Here is a 22,382-nt window from a genome sequence, read left to right on the forward strand (position 1 = left end):
TGTGTTGGCGACAGCCTTGCCATACTGGGACTGACAGAACTGGAGGTTCAATCGTGCGCGTTGCACTCGCTCAAGTCATCACTGGCCGGGACCTGGCCGACAATCTGCGGCTTCTGGAAGAGTACGCCCGCCGTGCCAAGGAGGGCGGCGCAGAGCTTGTCGTTTTTCCCGAAGCAATGATGCGCGCGTTCGGTAACTCCCTCCTGGACATCGCCGAACCCCTCGATGGCCCTTGGGCGGGCCGGGTGCGCGAGCTCGCCGAGGAACTTCAGTTGGTGATCGTGGCTGGCATGTTCACGCCTGGCTCTGCTTCGGATTCCGGTGGGGGCCGCGTGCGCAACACTCTTCTTGCCACCGGACCCGGCGTGGAGACCAGCTACGACAAAATACACCTCTTTGACGCGTTCGGATTCGCAGAGTCGGACACGGTTGAGGCGGGAACAGACCCAGTGACGTTCGACGTCGGCGGCGTCACCTTTGGCCTGGCCACCTGCTACGACATCCGTTTCCCCGCATTGTTCACAGCCAACGCGTTGCGCGGAGCCGTGGTAAATATCGTGGCTGCATCGTGGGGAGCCGGACCGGGCAAGGCCGATCAATGGCAGCTCCTTTCCCGCGCCCGCGCGGTGGATACCACCACGTTCGTGCTTGCCTGCGGCCAAGGAGATCCTGCTACCCAGGGCATCGAAGCGAAAGGCACCGCGCCCACGGGCGTCGGGTACTCCGCCGTCGTGTCCCCCTTCGGGCAGGTCCTGGAAGCCCTCGACGGCGAACCCGGCCTCCTCTTCGCCGACCTCGACCCCGCCGTGGTGGAAGAAGCCCGCCAAAAGCTCCCGGTCCTGGCCAACCGCCGCGACTTCTGATCTTCTCTCACATCCTGCGGGTTTCGGGCGGATGTTCTCGCACATCATGTGGGTTTCGGGCCGATCTTCTCTCACATCCTGCGGGTTTCGGGCGGATCTTCTCTCACATCCCCTCCCAAAGCGCACCGGACCGCTCGAGCCGGAGCCGCCGTCGTCGTCATTCCAGAGAACAGCAAACGCTCCCCCACCAGCATGAAGTGAGAGAGCGTTTGCCGAAAACAGTCAGGATATGAGAAAGCATCGGCCAAAAACCGCCGGGAAGTGAAAGAGCATCCAAGGGCGCCGCTGGCGCCATCCGGAAGCGTGCGTCAAAGCGACGGAGGAGCAGCACACGGAGGATGGCGCTTGCGGCGCCTTACTGAGGATTACGCGGAACGCTGCCTCGACACTTCGTACAGCGAGATACCCACGGCCATGGATGCGTTGAGCGATTCCATGGCGGAGTCGATGGGAATCGAGACGATCTGGTCGCAGTTTTCGCGCACGAGCCGGCTAAGGCCCTTGCCTTCGGACCCGACCACGATGCAGACCGGCTCGGTCGCTACGGTGAGGTCGGGCAGCGAGACGTCGCCGTCGCCATCAAGTCCGAGGACGTAGATGCCCATGTTCTTGAACTGCTTGAGCGCGTTGTTCAGGTTGGACGCGCGGGCCACGGGTACGCGGACCGCTGCGCCGGCACTGGTCTTCCATGCCGATGCCGTGACGCCGACGGACCGGCGCTCGGGGACGATGACACCGTGGCCGCTGAACGCGGAGACGGAACGGATGATCGCACCGAGGTTGCGGGGATCGGTGATGCCGTCGAGTGCAACGAAGATCGGGGCGTTGGAGATATGCCCCTTCTTCCACTTGGCGATGGTGGTCTCTGCGAGGTCGTAGGCGTCCTCGTACTCGTACGGCGGGATCTGCAGCACCAGGCCCTGGTGAACGGCGTCCTCGGTCATGCGGTCCAGTTCGGGCTTGCCGGTTTCCAGAAGCGGGATGCCGCGTTCGGCTGCCAGTTTGAGGGACTCCTTGACGCGGTCGTCCATTTCGATGCGGATGGCAACGTGGAGGGCCTTGGCAGGGATGCCGGCGCGCAGCGCTTCCACAACCGAGTTGCGGCCGGTGACCAGCTCTTCAGTTGCGCGACCCTTGGGGCCGGAGCGAGCACCGGTACCCGGGCGTGCTGGACCGCGCTTGGCGGCCGAACGCTCCGAGAGCTGCTTGTTCTTGTATGCCTTGTGGTAGGTCCGGTCCTCGGCCTTAGGGGTGGGCCCCTTGCCTTCGAGGGCCTTGCGACCGTGGCCTCCGGTACCCGTGGAGGGGCCCTTCTTGCTCTTGCGGATTGCACCCGGGCGACCGTGGTTGGCCATTCTGTCCACCTTGCTTGAAATTAATGAGTCTGCATTCCAGTCTACTGACCCAATGCAATTCGGCGGCGGCGGCGGTTTGTCAGTCGCGTTTCAGGCTCCAGGTAGCGCCGTCCGCACCATCTTCGACGACGACTCCGGCGGCCGAGAGTGTGTCGCGGATGGCGTCGGACGCGGCCCAGTCCTTGTTGGCCCTGGCCGCGGCACGAGCCTCAAGCTGCGCTTCCACGAGGACCTCCAGGGCGGCGTGTTCGCGGCTTTGCACGGCCTCGGGGCGCTTCACGGAATCCAGGCCAAGGACATTCGTCATGGCGTGGACGCTGGAGAGAGCGTCTTTTACGGCGTCCAGATCACCGGCAGCCAAGGCGGTGTTGCCGGCCCGAACGGTCTCATGCAGAACGCCGAGCGCTTGCGGGACGTTGAGGTCATCGTCCATAGCGGCCACGAAGGCGGCCGGCATCGCAGCCTGCGCACCCTCGGTATAGCTCTTCGGCTCAGTGGCTTGCTGCCCCACCTTCGCGGCGGCCTTGGCTATGAAGCCATCAATGCGTTCGACGGCGGCGGCTGCTTCCTGCAGCGACGTAGGCCGATAGTCCAACACAGAACGGTAGTGGGCCTGCCCAAGGTAATAACGGACAACCCGGGGCGAGGCCAAATCAAGCATTTCGGCGGGACTCACCGTGTTACCGATCGACTTGGACATTTTTTCCCCCTCGTACGTGACCATGCCGTTGTGCATCCAGAAATTGGCGAATTCGTCCCCTGCAGCCTGGGACTGTGCCATCTCGTTTTCGTGGTGCGGGAACCGAAGGTCCAATCCCCCACCATGGATGTCGAATCGAGTACCCAGGTATTTAGTGACCATGGCGGAGCATTCCAGGTGCCACCCTGGACGTCCGGCTCCCCAAGGGGATTCCCATTTGGCGGTGACGGGTTCGCCGTCTTTGTAACCCTTCCACAGCGCGAAGTCGCGCGGATCCCGCTTGCCGCGGGGGTCGGCGTCGGGAGCGCCCTGCATGTCATCGATGTTCTGGCGCGTCAGCGAACCGTACTTGCTCCAGGAGCGGACATCGAAGTAGACATCTCCGGAGTCATCCAGCGCGGGATAGGCATGCCCGCGGTCGATCAGGCGCTGGATCAGGGCGTGCATTTCCGGGATGTGCCCGGTGGCGCGGGGCTCGTACGTCGGCCGCTGGACGCCGAGGGATTCGTAGGCGTTCTCGAATTCCTGCTCGTAGCGGTAAGCCAAGGCCCACCACTCCTCGTCTTTCCGCGCCGTCGGCTCGTCAGCCCAGTCCGGGCCAAAGGATTGCTCGGACTTGGCGAGGATTTTGTCATCGATGTCCGTGACGTTGCGCACCACCGTGACGCGGAGGCCACGGAACTCTAGCCAGCGCGTCAGTTGGTCAAACGCGATTGCGGACCTGACGTGCCCCACATGCGGCATCCCCTGAACAGTAGCCCCGCAGTAGTACACGCTGGCCTTGCCCTGTTCGAGGGGAACGAAGTCGCGGACTTCGGCGGAGGCGGTGTCATAGAAGCGCAGGGTCACCGCTCCAGATTAGCCGATGACGCGGCATGACTTGCCTACTTGCAGTATTCGCCGATTTTGTTGAAGTGCACGGTCAACTGCTGTTGCTGTTCCTGGGTGGTTGCCCCGAGCGAGGAAGCGGCGGCTTTGTCCATGATGGCGGCCATCTCCTTGATGGGATCGCCAATTTCCGGAGCCAGCTTGTCCGCGATCTCGTGATAGTGGGCAGCGATCTGCTTGGACTGCTGCTGTTGATTGCCATCGGGCTTGAAGGTGTCGTTGTTGAGGAACTCGCAACTGGCCTTCACATCCATCTTCGGCGTCGCTGCACAGCCACCGAGCAGGAGGGCCGCAGCCACACTCGCGGACAGCAGCACGGCGGAACGCACGACGCCGGAATGCACCTTAGTCATTCAGCCCGCCTTCAGTGGAACCCGGCTCGGTTGCGCCGGGCGCAGGGTAAACGAGGGCGGTGGCAACCGCAGAAATTCCTTCGCCTCGGCCAGTGAATCCCAAGCCATCGCTGGTGGTGGCCGTGACGCTGACGGGTGCGTTCGCGGCTTCACTCAGCACCCTTTGGGATTCTTCGCGGCGGGGTCCGAACTTGGGCCGGTTGGCTACGAACTGGACGGCGACATTGCCGATCTCGAACCCTGCGGCCCTGACAATCCGTGCGGCCTCACCGAGGAGCTTTACCCCGGAGGCGCCGGCGAATTCGGGACGGTCTGTGCCGAAGTGGGTACCAAGGTCACCGATACCACAGGCGGAAAACAGGGCATCGGCAGCTGCATGGGCGACGCAATCGCCGTCGGAATGTCCGGACAGCCCTCGTTCGCCTTCCCAAAAGAGGCCACCCAACCAAAGCGGCTGGGGATCGTCCTTCGGCGCGAACGCATGCACGTCGACGCCGATCCCTGTACGGGGCAGGACCAGGTGGGTGGGACGGCTTGCAGCTTGCTGAGACGCCATCAGCCTTCCACCCAGCGCATTCCGAGCGGGCCCTCGAGGAGGCCTTCAGCGATGATGAGATCCAGCGGAGTGGTGATCTTCAGCGACTGGCTGGCCCCGCGGACGGCGTGGACCGGAACGCCCAGAAGCTCAACCAGCATGGCGTCATCGGTGACTGCGGCGGCCTGTTTGTCATCAAAGAGCTCGGCGGCGTCGTGCGCGCGGCGCAACGTGGCGAGCTCGAAACCCTGTGGAGTCTGGACTGCCCTGAGCTGTTCCCGGGGCGCTGTCCCCGTGACAATTTCCGGGGCGATGGCAGAATCCGAAGCGCCGGTCTGGGCCACAGTCTTGATGGTGTCCACCACGGGCATGGCTGGAATGACGGCCTTGGCGCCGGAAGCCAAAGCGTCGGCGACGCGCTGGAACACGCGCTCGGGGGTGAGGGCACGGGCGGCATCATGTACGAGCACGGCTTCGGTGCCGTCCTCCAAAGCAGCCAGAGCGGCGCGGACGGAATCCGCACGGGTGGACCCGCCGTCGACGACTGTCACTTCCGGGCCACCGTCCACCAGTTCAACAGTGAAGTCAGCAATCAGTTGGCGGAGTTCCGCATCCCCCTTGGGTAGGGCAACGCAGATCTGGCGCGCGACGTCGGCAGCGACGACGCCACGCAGTGCGTGCATCAGGATGGTTTCGCCACCCAGCGGAACTTTGGCCTTTGGCATGCCGTAACCGAGGCGTTCGCCCGAACCGGCAGCAACCACGATCACCGCCGTAACAGCGCGCTTGGAAGGAATACTCATGGTGACAAGAGTACTTTGTGGCAAAAAGAAACCCGGCGGCGCTTTCGCACCACCGGGGATCAATTCTTAGGAAGCCAAGACCTCGTCAAGAACGCTTGCTGCCTTCTCTTCGTCTGTCTTCTCAGCCAGGGCCAGTTCTGAAATCAGAATCTGCCGCGCCTTGGCCAGCATGCGCTTCTCACCTGCGGAAAGGCCGCGATCGTGATCACGACGCCAAAGATCGCGAACGACCTCCGCCACCTTGATGACATCGCCCGAAGCAAGCTTCTCCAGGTTTGCCTTGTAACGACGCGACCAGTTGGTAGGCTCTTCCGTGAACTCGGCGCGGAGAACGTCAAATACGTGCTCCAAGCCTTCTTTGCCCACTACGTCCCGGACCCCAACAAGGTCAACGTTCTCTGCTGGAACTTCAATGGTCAGATCACCCTGAGCCACCTTGAGCTTGAGATACATCTTCTCTTCGCCCTTGATGGTGCGCATCTTGATTTCCTCAATTTTTGCTGCACCGTGGTGAGGGTAAACTACTGTCTCGCCGACCTCAAAAACCATGTGGACTTTCCCCTTTCCCGCAGACTAGTCTATCACGATTAAGGCATACGACTGGCACCCGACGGCCCGTCCTGCCGCGCCAATAAAGGGAAATAGGCCCCAAACGAGCTCGCGATACCCCTTGACGTGGGCCCGGAAAGATGCTTCAGCGAGGCAAGTTGCGCGTCGGACCTTCCCCGTCGCGTACGCCATAAAGCCTTCTCGAATCCTTGTTTCGGCTGGTTTGCCGATAGGCTATGGCTGAAAAGTTTCCAATGACTCTTGAGGAGTAGGTGTCGTGCGCAATTCTGCGATGAACACTGTCCAGCGCGGCAAGCTGGCAATTGCGGCGGCTGCAATCGGCGTCGGTCTTCTGTCCGTTACCGGCTGCGGCTTCGTCAACGCCCAGCAGACTTCCCACCAGTATTCAGCATCGGACGGGGTCAGAGCAGATCTCGGCCAGCTGGAGCTGCGCAACATGCTGATAGTCGCTTCCGGCGAGAACCAGCCCGGCCGCGTGATCGGCGCGGTGTTCAACAAGTCCAACTCGGATGCAACACTGACCATCAGTGGTGCAAACGGTTCCCAGACTGAGATTCCCGTTAAGGCAAACTCAGAGACGTACCTGAACAAAGAGGCTGACGCTGCGGTCCTTAGCACCGCTGGCACCAAGCCCGGCGGACTGAGCCCGGTAACCATTCGGAGTGGTTCTGATTCCGCTACCCTCAACGTTCCCGTAGTTGACGGCACGCTCCCGGAGTACAAGGAGTACCTGCCCTCTTCGAGCGCCACGCCGACGTCCACGGCAACCTCGACTGCCACGCCGACGGCCACCGAATCCGCAGCAGCCAGCCACTAGCGGGCGCGCTTCAAGTAAGACAACAAAGGAAGGGTTCCGCTGCGGCGGAACCCTTCCTTCGTCATTGTGGCTGATTGAAGCTTTACGGCTCGAACTTGTACCCCAGCCCACGCACGGTAACCAGGTACCTAGGAACCGACGGATCCGGCTCAATCTTGCTACGCAGGCGCTTTACGTGGACATCAAGCGTCTTGGTATCACCCACGTAGTCCGAACCCCACACGCGGTCAATCAGCTGGCCCCGGGTGAGCACACGTCCGGAATTGCGCAGCAGCATTTCAAGGAGTTCAAATTCCTTCAACGGCAGTGATACCTGCTCGCCGTTCACGCTCACCACGTGGCGTTCGATATCCATCCGGACCGGTCCGGCCTGCACGGTTGAGGTGATCAGCTCTTCAGGCTCACCCTGCCTGCGGAGCACTGCGCGCACACGCGCCACGAGTTCGCGGGAGGAGTACGGCTTGGTGACGTAATCGTCGGCACCCAGCTCCAAGCCAACCACTTTGTCGATCTCCGAGTCCTTGGCGGTCAACATGATGACCGGCACGCTGGAACGCTGGCGCAGTTGACGGCACACTTCCGTCCCCGGTGTTCCGGGCAGCTGGAGGTCCAGCAGGACGAGGTCGGCACCATTCCGGTCGAATTCCACCAAGGCGTCAGTGCCGTTATCCACTACCTCGACGTCGAAACCCTCTTTGCCCAAAAGGTAGGACAGGGGGTCGCTGAAGGACTCCTCGTCCTCCACTATCAAAATCCTGCTCAAGCGCTGGCTCCTTGCTCCTGGGCGCCGCCGGCGCCCACTTGTTTATTCGCGTGTTGCGGTTAATTCGCGTGATGCGGTTGCTGGGTGGTGTGCGGGCTTTCGACGGCGGCAACACCCGTCGCTGGTAGCTCCGCGGACCCGGCAGTGGATGCAGCATGACTCGGGAGGCCGGCGTCGTCGTCCTGGCCTTCCATCTCGGGCAACCGGATGGTGAACGTTGAGCCTTGACCAGGCTGGGACCACACAGTGACCTCGCCACCATGGTTGGACACAACGTGCTTGACGATGCTGAGGCCCAGGCCAGTGCCACCGGTATGCCGGGAGCGTGCAGCGTCCACCCGGTAGAAACGTTCGAAGACCCGTTCCTGGTCCTCCGGGGTCAGGCCCTCGCCCTGGTCCGTGACTGAGATAGCGACCACGCCCTCCCGGGTCCGGACTCCGACGCCTACCCGGGTGTTCTCCGGCGAGTAGCGGATGGCGTTGTCGATCAGGTTGCGAAGGGCGGTGACCAGCAGGTCCCTGTCACCGAACACCAGGGAGTCTGAATGGCCACCCACAACAATCTGGATGTTCTTGCTCTCTGCCGGGAGCTGCGAGCGGTCCACTGCCTCAGTAATCACAGTGTTGATGTCCACCGCGTGGCCTTGCTGGGCAACATTTGCGCCCTGAAGCCGGGAAAGCTCAATGATGTCCTGGACCAACGCTGCGAGGCGTCCGGATTCCTTATGCATGCGTTTGGCGAAGCGACGCACGGCTTCTTCGTCGTCAGGCGAGGCTTCCAATGCCTCGGCCAGGAGCGAAATTGCGCCCACCGGCGTCTTGAGTTCGTGGGAAACGTTGGCCACGAAGTCATTGCGGATCTCCTCGGTGCGGGTGATCTCGGTACGGTCGTCGGCGAGCAGCAGGATGTACTCCCAGCCGAGCATTGCTGCCCGCACCTGGACCACGATGGTGCCCTTGCCGAGAGGCCCCCGGGGAAGTTCGTACTGTTCCTCCAGAATCACGCCATCGCGGCGGACCTTTGCGGTCATGTCCAGGAGCTGCTTGTGAACCACGGTGTGGCCACGAACCAGGCCGTAGGCGTACGCTGCCGGACTCGCGCGGACCACGCCATCGATCGCATCGACCACCACAAATGCGCGCCCGACGACGGCAAGCACCTCCGCTGCACCTTCCGGAAGCAGGGGTTCGGTAACATCCAGGTCCACGATCCTGCGCTGCCGTTCGCTGATCCTGAAAGCGAGCATGCCAAAGACGCCCAGTGACAGGCCAACCAAGCCTGCAACGACACCTATAAGCAACGGATCCACGTGTCCAGCTTATGCTCTGGAATCACGCCAAAGTGTTGATCCGATGCCAAACGGGGGCGGTTCAACTAACGTTCATCTAAAGGTGCGCAACCGTTCACTGGCTCCTGACACAGTTACTGGTTGGACTCCCAATAGTTTTTGAAATCCGCACCCAGCATGGGACAGGATTTCCAAGGAAAGGACGCCTTAGTGCGCAAGGTTTTTCAGGAGGAGCTCACCCAGGTCGGTGACGACCTCGTCGAGATTTCCAAACTGGTTCACGAAGCAATCACGAAGGCCACTACGGCCTTCGAAGGCGCCGACGTCGATCTTGCCCAGGACGTCATCGCGGCAGACGCACGCATCGACTTCCTGCAGAACAGCCTCGACGAACGGGCCATCGACATCTTGGCTTTGCAAGGCCCCGTTGCCAGCGATCTGCGCATGATTGTTGGTTCGCTCCGTATGAGCGCATCGCTGGAGCGCATGGGTGACCTCGCCCGCCATGTGGCGCAGCTGGCCCGCCTCCGCTACCCCGCGACCGTCATCCCGACGTCCCTGACCCAGACCTTCAAGGCGATGGCGCAGCACGACATCGACATCACGGCCAAGGTCACCGAACTCCTCGAGACCCGCAACCTTGAGGTCGCGCGCGACATCCTCAAGATCAACATCGCCGTGGACGATCTCCACCTCAGCGTCTTCAAGGCGATCGCCTCCCCCGGCTGGAACGAGACTGCTTCCACCACGGTGGATGTGGCCCTGGCCAGCCGCTACTTCGAGCGCTTCGCTGACCACGGCGTCTCCGTGGCCCGCAAGGTCACATACCTCGTCACGGGCGAATGGCAGCCTGAGGGCTTCTAGCGGGTCCCCGCATAACCAACGACGGCGGCCGGTCACCTGAGAGGTGACCGGCCGCCGTCGTCAATTAAGACCGCTTACTAGCTGGTGCCGCGGGCGGGCTGCGTCTAAGGGAGGAACGACCGAGCAGCCGCCGCGGCAGTAGCGGAGAACTTACTTCTTACCCTGGTTCGCTACAGCCAGAATCGCATCTGCTGCTGCCTCGGGGTCCAGGTACGTGCCGCCCGGGTTGATCGGCTGGAAGTCTTCATCCAGTTCGTAGACCAGCGGGATGCCCGTGGGGATGTTCAGTCCTGCAATGGCGTCATCGCTGATGCCATCAAGGTGCTTGACCAGGGCGCGCAGGGAGTTGCCGTGCGCGGTCACCAGGACGGTCTTGCCGGCCTTGAGGTCTTCCTTGATGTCCGATTCCCAGTACGGGAGGAGGCGGATAAGGACGTCCTTGAGGCACTCAGTGCGCGGGAGGGCGTCGCCGAGGTCCTTGTAGCGGACGTCGTGCGCCTGCGAGAATTCGCTGTCATCGGACAGGGGCGGCGGCGGGGTGTCGTAGCTGCGGCGCCATTCCATGAACTGCTCTTCGCCGAATTCGGCGAGGGTCTGGGCTTTGTCCTTGCCCTGCAGCGCACCGTAGTGGCGCTCGTTGAGGCGCCAGTCGCGCTTGACCGGGATCCAGCCGCGGTCGGCCTTGTCCAAGGCCATGTTGGCGGTGTTGATGGCGCGCTTCAGGAGCGAGGTGTACAGGATGTCCGGGAGGATGTTGTTCTCAACCAGGAGTTCCCCACCGCGCACTGCTTCCGCGCGGCCTTGGTCGTTCAGGTCTACGTCCACCCAACCGGTGAACAGGTTCTTGGCGTTCCAGTCGCTGTGGCCGTGGCGCAGCAGAATCAGCTTGTAAGTCATGGTTTTCATCCTAGCCGAGGGGTCCTGTGCCTTGCCGGGCGTTACGTTTCTCAACGCGGGGTCATTTACGGCCCATAAAGCGGCTCCGCATGGGCCGTAAGTGACCCCGGGTTGCAGGATAAAGTGGGGGCCGTGGTGCAAAAAGCGGAACGGGTCAGTACTTCCCGAAGTCGAAGTGGGAAACCTGTTGGCAACGTCACCCGCGGCACAACCAATCCGAACCGTATGCGTCGCTTGGATCGGTGGCTCGCCGGGCCGCAGGCGTGGCGGCTGCGCGCCGCCGTCGACCCTTTGGTTGTAGACCTGGGCTATGGCGCCTCGCCAGCCACCGCCGTCGAACTTTTTGAACGGCTCCAGGCCGTCCGTTCGGATGTGCGCGTCTGCGGGATCGAAATTGAGCCTGACCGGGTTCGTACGGCCAAGGCGCTGGAACGCCCCGGGCTCAGCTTCCACGTAGGTGGCTTCGAAGTGCCCGTTCCCGGGGACCCCGTACTTGTGCGGGCCTTTAACGTTCTCCGCCAGTATGAGGAGGCGGACGTGGCCGGGATCTGGGGCCTGGTTCAGTCCCGCTTGGCTCCGGGCGGCCTGTTCATCGATGGCACCTGCGATGAGATCGGCCGATGCGTCACGTGGGTGGCCTTGGACCGGGACCGCCCCCTGAGCCTTAGTTTCTCGGTGCGGTTCGGCAGTTTTGAGCTGCCCTCGGAAGTGGCCGAGCGGCTGCCCAAGGCCCTTATCCACCGGAATGTGCCAGGCGAACCCATCCATGCATTCCTGCGGGCCATGGACAAGGCATGGCTGGAGGTCGCGCCGCTGGCATCGTTCGGCAACCGGCAGCGTTGGACGGGAATGTGCCGCTTACTGCGCGACGCCGGGTGGCCGCTTCAGGATGGTCCGTCGCGGTGGCGCCTGGGTGAAGTTACGGTGGCGTGGGACGCGGTGGCGCCGAAGTAGCGTTCTTTACCCACGCATTTTTCTACCAGGGTCCGTAGGGACCGACGTTGCGGTTGCCGCCGCTGCCTGCTTCGCGGACTGCTGGACGGACGTCCGCAAGGTATACGCAGGACGCGGTCACTGCAGCAATGCCGAACAGGCCCAGACCGCTACCACCGCTCAAGAGGGTCAATGCGCCGATGGCAAAAGCGACGCCGGTGAGGGCCAACCAGAACGTCTTGGTGCGCTTGGAGGCGGCAACAAACAGCGTCGGCCGGTGGCGCAGGCAATCCACAAAAGCCCACAGTTCAAGAACAACGGCCACCAAGCCAAGGATGAAGTAGACCGCGTTGGTGACAATCGCGATCAAGAATTTTCCGTCCACGCCCCTTAGCCTAACCGTCCAGCGACTTCAGTGCTTGCTCGAGATCGGACCAGAGGTCTTCCACATTCTCGATACCCACGCTCAAACGAACCAGGTTCTCCGGGACACTAACCGGTTCAGCCGTGTGCCGGCGTCGACGTTCGATCAGGGACTCAACGCCGCCCAAAGATGTTGCCGGGAGCCAGAGCTGAAGCGCACGGACCACTTCGTCGGCGGCCTGGGCGCCAGTGCGGGCTTCGTCTCCGGCGATTTGGATGCAAAGGATGGAACCAAACCCCTTCATCTGGTCCTTGGCGCGCTCATGCCCCGGATCCGAGGGGAGGCCCGGATAACGGATGGACTCTACCCTCGGATGAGTGCTGAGGCGCTCGGCGAGCACTGCCGCGGACGCCTGCGAACGCTCGATCCGCAAGGCGAGGGTGCGCAGTCCGCGCAGCGCAAGCCATGCCTCGAACGGGCCGGCGATGCCGCCGTGGATGATGCGATGGTGGAGGAGCGTGGCCCGCAGTTCCGCGTTGGAGGTCACCAAGGCGCCCAGGACGACGTCGGAATGGCCCGCCAGGTATTTGGTCACGGAGTGAAGCACGACGTCGGAGCCCAGGCTAAGCGGCTGCTGCACCAACGGCGTGGAGAAAGTATTGTCTGTGACCACGATCGCGCCCACAGCGTGGGCGGCGTCGGTAAGCGCCCGAACATCGGCAATGCCAAGCATGGGGTTGGTGGGGCTTTCCAGCCAGAGCATGTCCGCGGCTTTGCCATCTTCCGGACTGATCACGGCCTTCACGGCCTCCGTGTCCGTAATGTCCACGATTCGTAGGTCCAGGAAGCCCTTCTCAGCAAGTTCCGTCGCCATGACCAACGAGCCCGAGTAGCTATGAGACGGCATGACAACAACGCCACCGGCAGGTACCAAAGAGAGGGCCGAGCTGGCGGCAGCGAGCCCGGATGCGTACAGCAAGCCGGGCAGCGTCGCGCCTTCCAGCTTGCCCAGGGCGTCCTCGAACGGGTCCCAGGTGGGGTTGGCGTAGCGACCATAGCCGCGATCGCCGTCGCCAAGAGAACCAGTTCCAAAATATGTGGAGGACAGGACGATGGGCGGATTCACCGGCTCATCATGTTTACGCTCGGGGCGGCCCGCAGCCACCACAACGGTTTCCGGGGACAAATCGGCAGCACGCTGATCGGAAAGGCTCATGGTTTCAGGGTAGTCGTGGGCGAGCCTGTGGATGAAAGCCGTTACGGTTTGCGCCTGATCGGTAGGCTAGACAGGTGAGTATTCAGAGCCCCGGTCTTTTCATCGCGTTCGAAGGTGGCGATGGAGCCGGCAAGTCCACCCAGGCTGCCCGGCTCTGCGACGCCCTCGAATCGCGGGGCCTGTCCGTGGTGCGCACCCGCGAACCCGGCGGGACGCCCATTGGAGAAAAGCTGCGCTCCCTTGTCCTGGACCATGGCCACGGCACCATCGATGCCCGCACAGAGGCGCTGATGTTCGCGGCGGCCCGGGCAGCGCACGCCAGCCAAGTGATCCGCCCGGCGCTTGCAGCCGGTCGTGTGGTCATCACGGACCGCTACATTGACTCGTCCGTTGCCTATCAAGGTGCTGGCCGCGGGCTTGGGGCAGAGGGGGTTTTGTCCCTCAACGAATGGGCCACGGAAGGCCTGCATCCGGACCTGACTGTACTGCTCGACGTCGAGCCCTCCGACGGCCGCGAACGTCGCACCGCCGGCGCGGCTGCGGAGGACCGTTTGGAATCGGAACCGGACGCGTTCCACTCCACAATCCGCCGTGCCTTCCTTGACCTCGCTGCGGCGGCTCCCACAAGTTATTTGGTGCTCCCAGCCAAAGCCGAAATTGGGACGCTGGCCGCGCAGATCCTCGAACGGGTGGAATCCCTGCTGGTTGAGCGTGGGCTGGGCGAGCGTGTTTCCGGGAACCACCTATGAGTGTTTGGGACGACCTCCAAGGCCAGTCGCCGGTCGTTGCCCAGCTCAAGCAGGCAGCGCAGGGCGAAACCGGCCTCACTCATGCCTGGCTCTTCACCGGCCCTCCGGGATCGGGCCGTTCCAACGCTGCCAAGGCTTTCGCTGCCGCGCTGAACTGCGAGCAGGACGACGTCACTTTGCGTGGCTGCGGGGAGTGCGCCGCGTGCCACACGATCCTCGGCGAGACCCATTCGGATGTGACATTCGTACGGACCGAAAAAGTCACCATCACCATCGACGAAGCCCGCGAACTCGTCTCAAAGGCTGGCGACCGTCCCGCCACTGGCCGTTGGCGGATCATCATCGTTGAGGACGCGGACCGCATGGCGGAACGAACCACCAACGTCCTGTTGAAGGCGATCGAAGAACCGACTCCGCGTACCATCTGGATGCTGTGCGCCCCATCGCCGGCAGACGTACTGGTTACCATCCGATCGCGCTGCCGTCCCGTCAGCCTGCGGCTTCCGCCAGCCTCCGACGTCGCCGCACTGCTGGTAAGGCGTGACGGCATCGATCCTGAACTCGCGGACCGGGCTGCCCGTGCTGCGCAAAGCCACATCGGGATTGCCCGCCGGCTCGCCCGGGACGCGGACGCCCGCGAACGCCGTCTCGAAACGGTTCGCATCCCCTTGGGACTCCGGGGGGTTACGGCAGCGGTGATGATGGCCGAGAAGCTCGTCAAGATTGCCACCGATGAAGCCAACAGCTCCAATGATGAACGCGACGCGGCCGAGAAAATTGCGCTCCTGGCAAGCCTTGGCGCACCAGAGTCGGGCACGCTGCCACCGTCCATGCGGAGCCAGGTGAGGCAGCTTGAGGACGACCAAAAACGCCGTGCCAAGCGCTCCATCACGGACTCGCTGGACCGCACGCTGACCGATCTGTTGTCCTTCTACCGGGATGTCCTGATCATCCAATTGGGGAACGCCGTGGAGCTGGTCAACGTTGAGCTCAAGAGCGATCTTGAAGAATACGCCGCCCGCTCCACCCCGGAAGCGACCCTCGCCCGGATGGACGCGATCAACAAGGCCCGTGTCCGTATTACCACCACCAACGTGGCGCCGCTGTTGGCGGTCGAGTCCATGGCGACCAGCCTCATCCAGCAATAGGAGAATCCATGAAGTCCGCACCTCGCCGGCCCGCCGGTACCCCTATAAGGGACCGGTCTGTCCAGCCTGCTGCGGGCAGGAGTGCCAGGCGGCGCGGGTTCGCGGCCCTCTGCTTGGCCCTTGCCTCCCTGCTGGTGCTCAGTGCCTGCTCGTTGCCCTTCCTGCCGACACCTACGGCGAAGCCAAGCACCAGCACTGTTGACCCGTCCATTGCGGCCTCGGCGCCTAAAGGCCTCGAAAAGTACTACTCACAGGCCGTGAAATGGAGCTCGTGCGAGGACGGGTTCCAGTGTGCTGAGGTCAAGGTTCCCCTGGACTATGGCAAACCGGACTCCGCCGACATCACGCTGTCCGCCATCAAATTGCCCAGCACGGGCACCAAGAAGGGTTCCATCCTGGTCAATCCGGGAGGTCCGGGCGGCTCCGGCGTCGATTTCGTCAAGGATGCGGGAAACACGCACTTCACCGAGAAGCTCCGCGCCAACTACGACATGGTGGGCTTCGACCCCCGCGGCGTCAAGCGGTCCGCTCCGGTCACCTGCCTGTCTGATGCAGAACGCGACGCCGCTCGCGAGAAAGTATTCCGGAAGGACACGGACCAAGGCCTGGCTGCCGCCTTGGCCTTCAACAAGTCCCTGGCTGAGAAGTGCGTCGAGAAGACCGGACCCGTGCTGGAGCACATCGATACCGTCAGTGCTGCCAAAGACCTGGACGTCCTGCGCGCCGTCGTCAATGATGCCAAGCTCAATTACCTGGGCTATTCCTACGGTACTTTCCTGGGTTCCACCTACGCCTCGCTGTTCCCTGAGAACGTCGGGCACCTAGTCCTGGACGGTGCCGTGGACCCGTCCATCAGCAACGAGGAACTGACTGCGGGGCAGGCAAAAGCGTTTGAAAAGGCCCTCCGCACGTACGTCGACGACTGCCTTCGTCAAAAGGGGTGCCCCCTGAGTGGTTCCGTTGACAACGGAGTCCAGGAAATCAGGGATCTCATCAACGCAGTGGACCAGAACCCCCAAACAGCCAAGGACGGGAGGCTGGTGACCGGGACCGAGTTTGTCAACGGGCTCTTCCTCCCGCTCTATGACAACCAAAGCTGGCCCGCATTGACCCAGGCCCTGGACAGTGCCTTCTCCGGCGACGTGTCCCAGATGATGCGCATCGCCGATCTCGGGGCGGACCGCGAAGCCAACGGTACGTACAGTTCAAACTCGGCATTCGCGTTCCAGGCCATCAACTGCCTCGACTACCCAATGGTCAGCGATACCGCCGGAATGAGGGCTGAGGAAGTTCGCCTCAAGCAGGAATCTCCAACATTCGGCGCATTCTTCGCCTACGGCGGGGTGACCTGCAAGGACTGGCCGTACAAGAACACCCGCACGCCGGCCCCTGTGGACTACACCGGCTCCGCCCCCATCGTCGTCATCGGTACCACCGGCGACCCGGCCACCCCCCTGGAGTGGGCACAGTCGCTGCGCAAACAGCTGGAAAATGCTGCCCTGGTCACCTGGGAAGGTGAGGGGCACACAGCCTATGGCCGCTCGAACTCATGCGTCAGCACCGCCGTCGACGATTACTTTGTGGACGGCAAGCTGCCGCAGGACGGACTCCAGTGCTAAGTCTCCCGTGACGTGACGGGCCTGGATTCGTGTTTCTCCAGCAGGAGCGGGAGTTGCTTGATGGAATCCACGACGACGGTAGCACCCGCTGCGCGCAGCGTCGCCTCGGAGTGGGAGCCTGTGAGGACGCCGGCAATCAGGGATGCACCCGAGCGGACGCCTGAGAGCATGTCTGAGCTGGTATCTCCAATCACGGCCACCTCCCGCACGTCATCGAGGTCCAAGGCGAGCAACGCCGTCAGGATCATGTCCGGGTAGGGCCGGCCGCGGCCCGCATCTGCCGGACATAAACTAAGGTCCGCCAGCCCCATCCACCCCAGTGACTCGAGCACCATGTTCTGCGTATGGCGGCCGAAGCCCGTGGCAAGGCACACCTGGATGCCGGACTCCCGCATCCAGATAATGGCATCCTCCGCGCCAGGGATAGCCCGGATACCAGAGTCCTCGATCAACTCGTCATAAGCCCTCTCGAAGACCTTGTTTGCGCTCTCTGCCACCGCGGCGTCGCCGAAGAGGTCCCCAAAGACCGCCATTTTCGAGAAGCCCATGGTGTCACGCGCATAACCGAGCATGCTCTCGAAGCGCCTGCTGCCCGGTTTCACGCCGTGCTCCACCAACGCGCGGGACAGAGCCCGCTCCGTGCGGCCATCGTCGGTAATCGTGGTACCCACCATGTCCACCACGGCCAGCCGTAGCCGGTGGGGAGTGTTGTTCGTATCCCTGGTTATTGCGTCCTCGGTCATTGCGCGGCTCCTTCGGCTGGTTTTCGTGGCTCCATGTAACCGCCACCGTTGATTTCCCAGCTTCCGGCCGCCTGGAAAAGGCCGCCTGAACCCGGCCCGACATGCAGGTGAACATCCCCGCAACGGCCACCACTGCCCTCGTTTTGACCCGGGCGCGGTGCCTCTATTACAGTTATGTCTTGCGTGATCGCCCGGGAAACCGGCGATGAACGCGGTGCTTCCTTAGCTCAGTCGGTAGAGCGTTTCACTCGTAATGAAAAGGTCATCAGTTCGATTCTGATAGGAAGCTCGGTAGAGAACCCCTGGAAATCAAGGATTTCCAGGGGTTCTCTGTTTTTCTGACTAAAGCGATTACGTGTGCCTGCGTCCGAATTCCGGGCCTCTACTGTTTGCTGCTTCTCGCACGGTTGTTTGACTTGGCGCGGACGTGCATCCGTTCGCCCTGTCCGCCGAAGACGCTGAGGACTTCTGCGGGCTGGTCTCCGGTGCTGCCGAACCAATGAGGGACGTGCGTGTCGAACTCCGCCACTTCCCCGGGTTCGAGGATCAGGTCATGGTCGCCGAGAACAAGACGCATGCGTCCTGAGAGGACATAAAGCCATTCGTATCCTTCATGCGTCTTGGGTTCGGGGTGGATCTTCGTGGTGGGGATGACGATCTTCGCGGCCTGCATGCCACCAGGCTGGCGCGTAAGCGGAATGACGGTCCGCCCGTTCGAGCCGGCGGCTTTGAGGCGGACACGGGGGTCTCCGACGTCGGGGGCGCCGACAAGGTCATCCAGTGGCACGCGGTACGCCTGAGCGAGGGGCAGCAGCAGTTCCAGGCTGGGGCGCCGCTGCCCTGTCTCCAGCCGCGACAAAGTACTTTTCGAAATTCCGGTAGCGGCAGCGAGAGCTGTCAACGTAACGCCGCGCTGGGTGCGCAGTCGTTTCAGCCGTGGTCCAACCTGCTCAAGGGCGGCCGCGATCGCTGGTACTGAGTCGGTCACAGGGCTATCCAACGCTTAATTCCCAGAAACGCCTAATTCCCGGAAACAGCAACGTTTGTTGTCGCAGCGCAGGATGCCGGACAGCCTTGAGCCATGACTGAATTTGACGTAGTGATAGTGGGCGGCGGAGCGGCCGGACTCTCGGCGGCCCTGGTGTTGTCACGGGCCCGCCGGAAAGTCCTCCTAGTGGACTCCGGCGCCCCCCGGAACGCGCCGGCCCCGCACATGCACGGCTTCCTGTCCCGTGATGGTATGCCGCCGGCCGGGCTGCTCGAAGTGGGCAGGGACGAAGTGAAAGGTTACGGGGGCGAGATCCGTGCCGGTGACGTGACCGAGCTGGTGCCGTCGGGCGGATCGGGGTTCTGGGTTCTGCTCTCGGACGGCCAGCGGGTTTCGGCGCGCCGCCTGCTGATCGCCACCGGCCTGCGTGACGAACTGCCGGACATTCCCGGTCTTGCGGCCCGATGGGCCCGGGACGTCCTGCATTGCCCGTACTGCCACGGCTTCGAGGTCCGCGACCGACAGCTTGGCGTGCTCGGCGGTTCTGCTGAATCCGTTCGGTATGTGCAGACTGTGCGGCAGTGGACGACGGACGTCGTGTTCTTCACCCCGCCCGGATCCCTAACACCGCTGCAGCGCTCCGAGCTCGTGGCCCGCGCGATCGGGATCGTCGAAGGCACCGTGAAGCAAGTCCTCGTCGAGAACGACCAGCTCAGCGGAGTGGAAATGGACGACGGACGGATTATTCGCCGGCAGGCCCTGTTCGTCCCTCCCCGCTTCGTCCCTTACAACGACCTCCTAGCCAGGATCGGCTGCGAAATGGATGATTCCGGGTGGGTGGTCCGCGACGGCACAGGGCTCACCACCATTCCCGGGGTATGGGTTGCAGGTAATGTAGCGAACCCCCGCGCCCAAGTCATAACCGCAGCAGGCGAAGGATCCACTTCAGCAATAGCCATCAACGCCGACCTGATAGAAGAGGACACCCGAAATGCTGTCCGCGCCTTCAGCCTGGGCTACTGATCCAAACCCCATCACCAGATGCCCAATGAATACCAAAGGAGCCTTCATGTCCGATCAAGCAACAACCCAGCGCCCCACCCAGACCCCGCCGCCAACCCAACATCAGCTCGCCCTCATGATCTGGCTGGCGGTGTTTCCCACACTGACCGTCATCAACCTCGTAGTCGGCGACTGGCTAGTAACCCTGCATCCCGTACTGCGCACCTTCCTTCTGGCTACCGTTGCCGTGCCGATCGTGATCTATGGACTGATGCCGCACCTCCACCGGCTTCGCGCCATCCTGCTGGCCCGTCTGGTCCGCAACTGAACCCGGGGCCATCACTGCGCACTGTCATGGGAGGGTCCGCCGTGCCTGAAACATCGGGCGAGCGCCCCCGGATTCTGGCGCGCGGGATGGATGTTGGTTCTCCGCGTCATCTTCTTTCCCCGTCATCGTAGCGTTCTGCTTCCTCGGCGGCGGTACATTCGAAATCAAGGACCGGCTCATCCCGGTCGACGCCCTCGCAACCGGATTCTGACAGGATTGCCATGGAGAACAAGAAAATCTTCGCCCGGCCGGGCGGATCGCCTTATGATCCGAACCCGGTCAACGTCCGCCAGTTCGAGGAGCAGTATGGGCCCGGAGGTGTCCCCGGAGGATACTCGATGGCGGCCGTCACGCCGCTCCAGGACCCGACAACCATCAGGGGGGCGGCCTGCTTCCTTACGCTCCTAAGCGGTGGGATGCTTGCCCTGGGCGTCTACTGCCTCACCCTTCCTGACGAAGTGGGGACGGGTATCTGGAGCATAATCCTTGGGCTCGCCTCCTCCGTCATGGTCTGGTGGGCTTTCGTTATCGCCAGCCGCCGACGGCGGTGGTTGCAGGCGCAGAAGGCCCGGCAGGCCTGGAGCGCCGAATAGTGAACGAGCTCATCGGGATTGGCGTGGGACTCGGATGCGTACTGGTGATCATGGCAGTGGTGTTCGGATTGAACACCGTCTGGCAACGCAGGCACCGCCGGACCAGGCCGCCGCGGCACCAAGGAGAGCCCCAGTCTCAGCGGGGCCGGGTTTACAAATACCCGCCGCCCACCAACCATAACAAGGATCAGTCGAGCGGCTGGCCCTGATTGCATGCTCCGCGAGAAGTGCAAGGATCCAGCGCTGAGCCTTCACCGGCCGGGCCGGACGACGCGCGCCGCACTGATGAGACCTCCCTCGAGATGGCCCGCATCAGGGAACGAAGCCCATCCAGGCCGTGTGGCGCCTGCCGGGCGCCGTAGCCTTTGCTGACTCATGTGTCATCAGGACCGGGGCATTCCCTCGGCAACGGCGAGCGGCAACACATGAACCGGCACCTGTTGGTGCCACTGGGTTGCGCGCTCGTAGGCGTTGGCGATCGCCAGGACTGTGGCATCGGCGTGTTGCTGTCCCATGATGTGCAGACCGACAGGTTGGCCGTTGGCAAAGCCGCAGGGCACACTGACCGCCGGCATCCCAGTGAGGTTGGCCGCCGAGAGCATCCGCAACGCAGCCGCAAGGGAATCCTCGCCCGGGGATGCTGTGAGTTCAGAAGACATGGAGCTGGCAAAAGGGGCGATCGCCGGCAGGGTGGGCGAAACCAGTGCCTGGACCCGGGCCTGCGCCATGACCCTTGGTATAAACGACCGGAGGTAATGCCTTACCTGCCAAGCCAGCTCAATATCTCCCTCCGAGGCCAACGCTCCCGTTTCAATCATGATTCGGGTGGCGGGCAAGTATCGCTCAGCGGAGGTTCCTAGCCGCGCGCGGTGATGGACTACCGCTTCGGAGAGTGAAATCGCAACACTGGCATGCAGTGCGAGATCAAGTTCGGGAAGCGGGAGCTCCACGATCTCGAACCCAAGGTCCGCGAGTACGCGCAGCGCCTTTTCCACAGCCTCCACGACGCCGTCCGCGACTCCCCATTGTGTCCAAATGGCGCGATCAACCCCAAGTCTTGCAGGCCCGGAGAGTTTCCGGATTTGCGCCGACACGGGTCCTCCGAGCAAGGAAATCCCCTTCGGCTCCGCCATCCCATCAAGAAGCGCCGCGCAGTCTTCAACGCTCCGGGCAATGGGGCCCACGTGGTCCATGGTGTGGGACACGTGAACGACCCCTGAAGAAGACACGACGCCGTAGCTTGGCTTCAGCCCTACCAAACCGTTGATGGCAGCCGGGTTCCGTACCGAGCCGCCTGTATCGGTGCCCAAAGCGCCGGGAATCGATCCAACGGCCACCGCTACGCCCGATCCAACGCTGGAGCCTCCCGCGTATCGGTCAGGGCTCCATGGGTTTCGTGACGGCGGTGTCCCCTGCCCGAATGCGAACTCGTGTGTTTGAAGCTTTCCAAGGATCACGGCACCATTGGCCCGGAGCTGGCGTACGGCTCCGGCGTCTTCTTCCGCGATAATCCCGCGAAGACTCTCTGAGCCCCCTTCGGTTGGCATGCCTCGGACATTGATGACGTCTTTCACTCCCAGAGGGATGCCGTGGAGGGCGCCCGCGAACTGACCCTTCGCTGCCAGCTCGTCGGCGGTGCGGGCCGCTTCCCGCCCCGCGCTCTCATCCACATGCGCCCAGGCGTGAGCGTACCCCTCTGTGGCCTGGAGGCGATCCAACACGGAGTCGAGCAGTTCAACTGCCGAAAGCTCCCGTCGTCGAAGGAGGCCCGCCGCCTCGGCGATGCCCATTTTCCATTCTTGGTTCACTGCGGCACCTCCTGCCCTGCTGTGGTTTTCTGTTCGTCGACGCGTAGTTGCTGTTCAAAGTCAGCCTTCAGTGAATCCATCCCTGCGCGAAAGTCGCGATACGCTTTTTCCAGCGCGGGCAGGTCCTGCTGCGCAATCGCATCGCCCACTAATCCACGGATGACAGTGAGTTGTTCCCTGTTCAAAGGTGGGAC

Annotated in this window: 25 protein-coding genes and 1 tRNA gene; 11 read left to right on the forward strand and 15 right to left on the reverse strand. The window is 62.9% G+C overall.

Annotated features, from left to right (window positions below):
• The first annotated feature begins 53 nt into the window (after positions 1-53).
• Positions 54-863, forward strand: coding sequence for a carbon-nitrogen hydrolase family protein (locus KSW38_RS00045; RefSeq protein WP_216921194.1), 810 nt, complete (start codon positions 54-56; stop codon positions 861-863).
• 365 nt (positions 864-1,228) lie between these two features.
• Here KSW38_RS00045 and rlmB read toward each other — a convergent pair whose 3' ends face one another.
• The 6 genes from rlmB to KSW38_RS00075 form a co-directional block, all read right to left on the reverse strand.
• Positions 1,229-2,218 carry a 23S rRNA (guanosine(2251)-2'-O)-methyltransferase RlmB gene (rlmB, locus tag KSW38_RS00050; protein ID WP_216921202.1) on the reverse strand — a complete coding sequence of 330 codons (990 nt, stop codon included), beginning with the start codon at positions 2,216-2,218 and terminating at the stop codon, positions 1,229-1,231.
• Between the two features lie 79 nt (positions 2,219-2,297).
• Positions 2,298-3,767: a cysteine--tRNA ligase gene (gene cysS, locus KSW38_RS00055; protein WP_216921204.1), complete on the reverse strand. Its 1,470-nt coding sequence runs from the start codon at positions 3,765-3,767 to the stop codon at positions 2,298-2,300.
• 35 nt (positions 3,768-3,802) lie between these two features.
• Positions 3,803-4,159, reverse strand: coding sequence for a hypothetical protein (locus KSW38_RS00060; protein ID WP_216921207.1), 357 nt, complete (start codon positions 4,157-4,159; stop codon positions 3,803-3,805).
• A complete protein-coding gene (ispF, locus tag KSW38_RS00065) occupies positions 4,152-4,715 on the reverse strand; it encodes a 2-C-methyl-D-erythritol 2,4-cyclodiphosphate synthase (RefSeq protein WP_216921226.1) in 564 nt (187 codons plus the stop codon). Before ispF ends, KSW38_RS00060 begins: the two co-directional genes overlap by 8 nt.
• A complete protein-coding gene (gene ispD, locus KSW38_RS00070; RefSeq protein WP_216921229.1) occupies positions 4,715-5,497 on the reverse strand; it encodes a 2-C-methyl-D-erythritol 4-phosphate cytidylyltransferase in 783 nt (260 codons plus the stop codon). The genes ispF and ispD overlap by 1 nt, the downstream gene beginning before the upstream one ends.
• Before the next feature lie 66 nt (positions 5,498-5,563).
• Complete coding sequence (locus KSW38_RS00075) at positions 5,564-6,046, reverse strand: CarD family transcriptional regulator (RefSeq protein ID WP_011690592.1); 483 nt, start codon at positions 6,044-6,046, stop codon at positions 5,564-5,566.
• A 292-nt stretch (positions 6,047-6,338) separates the two neighbouring features.
• Between KSW38_RS00075 and KSW38_RS00080 the strand changes: the two genes are divergently transcribed.
• Positions 6,339-6,884: a hypothetical protein gene (locus KSW38_RS00080; RefSeq protein ID WP_216922765.1), complete on the forward strand. Its 546-nt coding sequence runs from the start codon at positions 6,339-6,341 to the stop codon at positions 6,882-6,884.
• An 82-nt stretch (positions 6,885-6,966) separates the two neighbouring features.
• Here KSW38_RS00080 and KSW38_RS00085 read toward each other — a convergent pair whose 3' ends face one another.
• On the reverse strand, positions 6,967-7,647 hold the full coding sequence (locus KSW38_RS00085) for a response regulator transcription factor (protein ID WP_216921232.1): 681 nt from the start codon (positions 7,645-7,647) through the stop codon (positions 6,967-6,969).
• A 59-nt stretch (positions 7,648-7,706) separates the two neighbouring features.
• Entirely contained in the window at positions 7,707-8,948 is a 1,242-nt protein-coding gene (locus tag KSW38_RS00090; protein WP_254185983.1) for a sensor histidine kinase, read from the reverse strand.
• Positions 8,949-9,146: 198 nt separating this feature from the next.
• Here KSW38_RS00090 and phoU point away from each other — a divergent pair, with 198 nt between their 5' ends.
• On the forward strand, positions 9,147-9,800 hold the full coding sequence (phoU, locus tag KSW38_RS00095) for a phosphate signaling complex protein PhoU (RefSeq protein WP_216921234.1): 654 nt from the start codon (positions 9,147-9,149) through the stop codon (positions 9,798-9,800).
• A gap of 150 nt (positions 9,801-9,950) precedes the next feature.
• Here the strand turns inward: phoU and KSW38_RS00100 are convergent, their stop codons facing one another.
• On the reverse strand, positions 9,951-10,697 hold the full coding sequence (locus KSW38_RS00100) for a phosphoglyceromutase (RefSeq protein ID WP_216921237.1): 747 nt from the start codon (positions 10,695-10,697) through the stop codon (positions 9,951-9,953).
• A gap of 132 nt (positions 10,698-10,829) precedes the next feature.
• On the opposite strand from KSW38_RS00100, the gene KSW38_RS00105 reads away from it, so the two are divergent.
• Entirely contained in the window at positions 10,830-11,651 is an 822-nt protein-coding gene (locus KSW38_RS00105) for a class I SAM-dependent methyltransferase (protein WP_216921240.1), read from the forward strand.
• A 22-nt stretch (positions 11,652-11,673) separates the two neighbouring features.
• Here KSW38_RS00105 and KSW38_RS00110 read toward each other — a convergent pair whose 3' ends face one another.
• Together KSW38_RS00110 and KSW38_RS00115 are read right to left on the reverse strand one after the other, a co-directional pair.
• Complete coding sequence (locus KSW38_RS00110; RefSeq protein WP_216921243.1) at positions 11,674-12,015, reverse strand: DUF2516 family protein; 342 nt, start codon at positions 12,013-12,015, stop codon at positions 11,674-11,676.
• Between the two features lie 10 nt (positions 12,016-12,025).
• The gene (locus KSW38_RS00115; protein WP_216921246.1) at positions 12,026-13,210 is read right to left on the reverse strand and encodes a trans-sulfuration enzyme family protein; all 1,185 of its coding nucleotides are present in this window, start codon (positions 13,208-13,210) and stop codon (positions 12,026-12,028) included.
• Between the two features lie 74 nt (positions 13,211-13,284).
• Here KSW38_RS00115 and tmk point away from each other — a divergent pair, with 74 nt between their 5' ends.
• The 3 genes from tmk to KSW38_RS00130 are packed head-to-tail and all read left to right on the forward strand — an operon-like array spanning position 13,285 to position 16,726.
• Positions 13,285-13,959 carry a dTMP kinase gene (gene tmk / locus KSW38_RS00120; protein ID WP_216921249.1) on the forward strand — a complete coding sequence of 225 codons (675 nt, stop codon included), beginning with the start codon at positions 13,285-13,287 and terminating at the stop codon, positions 13,957-13,959.
• Positions 13,956-15,107, forward strand: a complete 1,152-nt coding sequence (locus KSW38_RS00125) for a DNA polymerase III subunit delta' (RefSeq protein WP_216921252.1) — start codon at positions 13,956-13,958, stop codon at positions 15,105-15,107. Before tmk ends, KSW38_RS00125 begins: the two co-directional genes overlap by 4 nt.
• Positions 15,108-15,115: 8 nt before the next feature.
• The gene (locus tag KSW38_RS00130) at positions 15,116-16,726 is read left to right on the forward strand and encodes an alpha/beta hydrolase (protein WP_216921256.1); all 1,611 of its coding nucleotides are present in this window, start codon (positions 15,116-15,118) and stop codon (positions 16,724-16,726) included.
• Here KSW38_RS00130 and KSW38_RS00135 read toward each other — a convergent pair.
• Positions 16,723-17,469: an HAD family hydrolase gene (locus KSW38_RS00135; RefSeq protein ID WP_216921259.1), complete on the reverse strand. Its 747-nt coding sequence runs from the start codon at positions 17,467-17,469 to the stop codon at positions 16,723-16,725. The genes KSW38_RS00130 and KSW38_RS00135 overlap by 4 nt on opposite strands.
• A 216-nt stretch (positions 17,470-17,685) precedes the next feature.
• Between KSW38_RS00135 and KSW38_RS00140 the strand changes: the two genes are divergently transcribed.
• Positions 17,686-17,758: transfer RNA gene (locus KSW38_RS00140), tRNA-Thr, on the forward strand.
• Positions 17,759-17,851: 93 nt separating this feature from the next.
• Here KSW38_RS00140 and KSW38_RS00145 read toward each other — a convergent pair.
• Entirely contained in the window at positions 17,852-18,457 is a 606-nt protein-coding gene (locus KSW38_RS00145; RefSeq protein WP_216921261.1) for a helix-turn-helix domain-containing protein, read from the reverse strand.
• Positions 18,458-18,550: 93 nt separating this feature from the next.
• Between KSW38_RS00145 and KSW38_RS00150 the strand changes: the two genes are divergently transcribed.
• The 3 genes from KSW38_RS00150 (at position 18,551) to KSW38_RS00160 (ending at position 20,380) form a co-directional block, all read left to right on the forward strand.
• Positions 18,551-19,480, forward strand: a complete 930-nt coding sequence (locus tag KSW38_RS00150; protein ID WP_216921264.1) for an NAD(P)/FAD-dependent oxidoreductase — start codon at positions 18,551-18,553, stop codon at positions 19,478-19,480.
• Between the two features lie 46 nt (positions 19,481-19,526).
• On the forward strand, positions 19,527-19,787 hold the full coding sequence (locus KSW38_RS00155; protein ID WP_216921266.1) for a putative antibiotic biosynthesis monooxygenase: 261 nt from the start codon (positions 19,527-19,529) through the stop codon (positions 19,785-19,787).
• Between the two features lie 221 nt (positions 19,788-20,008).
• On the forward strand, positions 20,009-20,380 hold the full coding sequence (locus KSW38_RS00160) for a hypothetical protein (RefSeq protein WP_216921269.1): 372 nt from the start codon (positions 20,009-20,011) through the stop codon (positions 20,378-20,380).
• 383 nt (positions 20,381-20,763) lie between these two features.
• On the opposite strand, the gene KSW38_RS00165 is transcribed toward KSW38_RS00160, so the two are convergent.
• Positions 20,764-22,188, reverse strand: a complete 1,425-nt coding sequence (locus KSW38_RS00165; RefSeq protein WP_216921272.1) for an amidase — start codon at positions 22,186-22,188, stop codon at positions 20,764-20,766.
• A complete protein-coding gene (locus tag KSW38_RS00170) occupies positions 22,185-22,373 on the reverse strand; it encodes a hypothetical protein (RefSeq protein WP_216921273.1) in 189 nt (62 codons plus the stop codon). The genes KSW38_RS00165 and KSW38_RS00170 overlap by 4 nt, the downstream gene beginning before the upstream one ends.
• Between the last annotated feature and the right edge of the window lie 9 nt (positions 22,374-22,382).

The sequence above is a fragment of the Paenarthrobacter aromaticivorans genome, from assembly GCF_019038615.1.
In the GTDB taxonomy this organism is placed as follows: Bacteria; Actinomycetota; Actinomycetes; order Actinomycetales; family Micrococcaceae; genus Arthrobacter; species Arthrobacter aromaticivorans.